Genomic DNA, 3,105 nt, shown 5'->3' with positions numbered 1-3,105 from the left:
AGACAAAGGACTTCCCCGGATGCCCATGCAAGCCCACGAAATCGAAGAACTGCTGCGCGAGAGCTTCCCCGACGCTGAAATCCAGGTGGCCGGCACCGACGGCGTGCATATGTCGGCAATGGTTGTCGACGAAAGCTTCCGCGGCAAGAACCGCGTCCAGCAGCAGCGCGCCGTCTATGCCGCGCTGAAAGGCAAGATGGACGGCCCCGACGGCGAGCTGCACGCCCTGGCACTGACCACCAAGGCGCCTGAGTAACGGAATGGATTGGCTGCTTGAATTTGCGGGAAATCAAGTTTCTCCGGCTGCGGCCCTTTTATTGCTGCCCATTGTGGCATATCTCGCGCTCAACGACTTTATGCCAGTCCACCCGCGGCGGCACGACGAAAAGGACATAAACCAATGACCGACGTAAAATCCCGCATCGACGAAACCGTCAAAGCCAGCGACGTGGTGCTCTTTATGAAAGGCACCAAGGAAATGCCCCAGTGCGGCTTCTCCTCGCGCGTGGCGGCAGTGCTGAACTACATCGGCGTGGACTACACCGATGTGAACGTTCTGGCGGATGAAGACATCCGCTCCGGCATCAAGGAATATTCCGACTGGCCGACGATCCCGCAGCTCTACATCAAGGGCGAGTTTGTCGGCGGCTGCGACATCATCACCGAGATGACCCTGTCAGGCGAACTGGACGGCATGTTCGAACAGAACAGCATCACCTTCGACAAAGACGCTGCCGACAAGATCCGCGAAGCAAACGGATAAGCCGGCACAGGCGTAATAGCCAAGCCTGATTTGATAAAAAAGGGCCTGCCGCAATTTCTTGCGGCAGGCCCTTTTTCGGTTTGTTGCTGCGGCGGTTAGGCCGCGTCGATCAGCACCAGATCGTCGGCGGTAAAGGTTTCGCCCGCCCCCAGCAGCCGGGCCACAACCTCGCCCTGCTGCAGGATCAGCGCATCGCCGGTTTCCGTATCGTTTTCAACGCTGTAGTCGTCAGCATTCACGGTTTCGCTGCTATTGTCAAAGACCAGCTGAACCACATCTTCGCCGGCTGTATAGTCGGTGATGGTGATGACACCGGTTGCGTCCTGCGACATGTACAGGCTGAAGTCATCCTGACCCTCGCCGCCGGTTCCGGTATCGCCGGCCCCCATCAGCAGGAAATCATTGCCCGCGCCGCCATCCAGCGTATCGGCGCCGTCATCCGCCTTGGAGAAGCCGACGCCCTCAAGCGTTGATCCCTCCTCCTGGTCGCGCAGGCTGGCAATCTCTTCCGGCGTCAGGTCCCGTGTCAGGTTTACTCCGCTCAGGGCATCATTGCCGGCGCCGCCGTTCAAAATATCCGCGCCGTCGCCGCCGATCAGGTCGTCATCCCAGGCGCCGCCGTCCAGCGTATCGTTGCCCTCATCTCCGAACAGAACGTCAATGCCGCCATCGCCTGCCAGCGAGTCGTTTCCGGCACCGCCATAGGCTATGTCGTGAAATTCGCCGCCGGAGACAGTGTCATTGCCTTCGCCGCCATAGGCCACATCTTTTCCTGCACCGGCAATCAGCACGTCGTTTCCGATACCGCCTGTCAGGCTGTCATAACCCAGGCCGCCAACCAGCGAGTCGTTCCAGTCGCCGCCGTCCAGCGTATCGTTGCCGCCTTCGCCGAAAATCGTGTCGAGGCCGCCGTCGCCGGACAGAACGTCATTGCCGTTGCCGCCGTAAATCAGATCATGAAACGCACCGCCGGACACGGTGTCGCTGCCGTCGCCTGCCAGGACGGTGTCTTTGCCCTCGCCGCCAGAGATTTGATCATTGCCGCCGCCGGATTGCACCCGGTCGGCCCCGGTTCCCGCGTCCACAACATCGTCTTCATCGCCCAGGATCAGATCATCCGGGCCGTCCGTGCCAACGCTATCCGGCAGTACGGGTTCAGGGTTTTCGTCAATGGGATCAGGCTCGGGCGCGTTATCATCGCCGTCGTCAAAGCTGATCGCCAGGCCGGCAACTGCCAATGTGCTTAAAACAAGTGCGCCAATCATTTAATCCCCCAAAAGTAGAAAGCTGAAATTCGCTACAACTCAGCTACGGGAATTCCTCAAATTGGTCCAGATTTTGTTGTGAATTTGCCTAAAAATTGCCGTAAACGGTATGTCCCCAAATATGAAACAATAGTCAGGGCTGCAGTTGCATGCACAATCCGATGGTATTACAGGCCTGGTTGGCCCGCATTTGCGGATGCATTGCCCGAAAAGCCCAGGTCTTCCAAGACAAAACTGTCCCCGGCCCCCTTCAGCCTTGCAACCAGTTTCCCATCCGCCAGGACAAGCGCATCGCCGCTGTCTTCCTCATGCTGGACGCTGAAGTCGCCGGAATTCCCGCCAGCTACCCGAACAGTATCGGCTCCGGCCTCAAAATCCTCGATCGTGGCTACGCCGGTTGTGCCCTGGTCGAGGTGCAGTTCGAACACGTCCTTGCCGCTGCCCCCATGGGCGGAGTCCCCTGCCCCCAAGGCTAGGAAATCATTGCCCTCGCCGCCGTCCAGAGTGTCTGCTTCGTCATCTGCCGACAGGGCAAAAATATTCTCCGCCAGCTCCGTGCCGTCGCGCAAGGATTTCAGTGTCCCGGCATCCGGTTCCGGGTCCACGCTGACCCCAAAGAGATTGTCGTTGCCGCGGCCGCCAGACAAGTCGTCCGAACCTTCCCCGCCAGCCAATACATCGTCCCAGTCGCCGCCCATCAGCGTGTCGTCGCCGGTACCGCCAAACAGGATATCCTTGCCGCCTTCGCCGTCCAGCACATCCGCGCCCGCACCGCCCAGCAGAATGTCGTGGAATTCACCGCCTGACAGCTGGTCCGCGCCGCCCTCGCCTTGCAGGATGTCCAGCCCCAGGCCACCGGAAACCGTATCATCGCCGCCGCCGGCGCGCACCTGATCATTGCCGCTGCCGGCATCAATGCTGTCGGCCTCCTCGCCAAGCTGCAGGCGATCTGAATGTTCCGTCGGCTCGGTGTCTGGCAGTTCCTCTTCCGGCAGCGGCAAGTCGAAGTCATAAGCACTTGCCGAGGCGCCGGCCAGCAACAAGACTCCCAGGATCAATGCTTCGTACATTCTGTGC

General features: G+C 59.9%; 4 protein-coding genes. 2 read left to right on the top strand and 2 right to left on the bottom strand.

Annotated elements, in window-relative coordinates:
* Positions 1-19: 19 nt before the first annotated feature.
* Complete coding sequence (locus tag A2I95_RS28925; protein WP_019297755.1) at positions 20-256, top strand: BolA/IbaG family iron-sulfur metabolism protein; 237 nt, start codon at positions 20-22, stop codon at positions 254-256.
* A gap of 144 nt (positions 257-400) precedes the next feature.
* A complete protein-coding gene (gene grxD, locus A2I95_RS28920) occupies positions 401-763 on the top strand; it encodes a Grx4 family monothiol glutaredoxin (protein ID WP_027259041.1) in 363 nt (120 codons plus the stop codon).
* Between the two features lie 95 nt (positions 764-858).
* Here the strand turns inward: grxD and A2I95_RS28915 are convergent, their stop codons facing one another.
* Together A2I95_RS28915 and A2I95_RS28910 are read right to left on the bottom strand one after the other, a co-directional pair.
* Positions 859-2,028 carry a calcium-binding protein gene (locus A2I95_RS28915; protein WP_291735438.1) on the bottom strand — a complete coding sequence of 390 codons (1,170 nt, stop codon included), beginning with the start codon at positions 2,026-2,028 and terminating at the stop codon, positions 859-861.
* A gap of 167 nt (positions 2,029-2,195) precedes the next feature.
* Positions 2,196-3,105: calcium-binding protein (locus tag A2I95_RS28910; protein ID WP_291735437.1), on the bottom strand; the 910-nt coding region annotated here is incomplete at its 5' end.

It is taken from the genome of Leisingera sp. F5, from assembly GCF_001593695.1.
The sequence above is the reverse complement of the archived record's forward strand: the minus strand, read 5'-3'. Positions and strand labels throughout refer to the sequence as shown.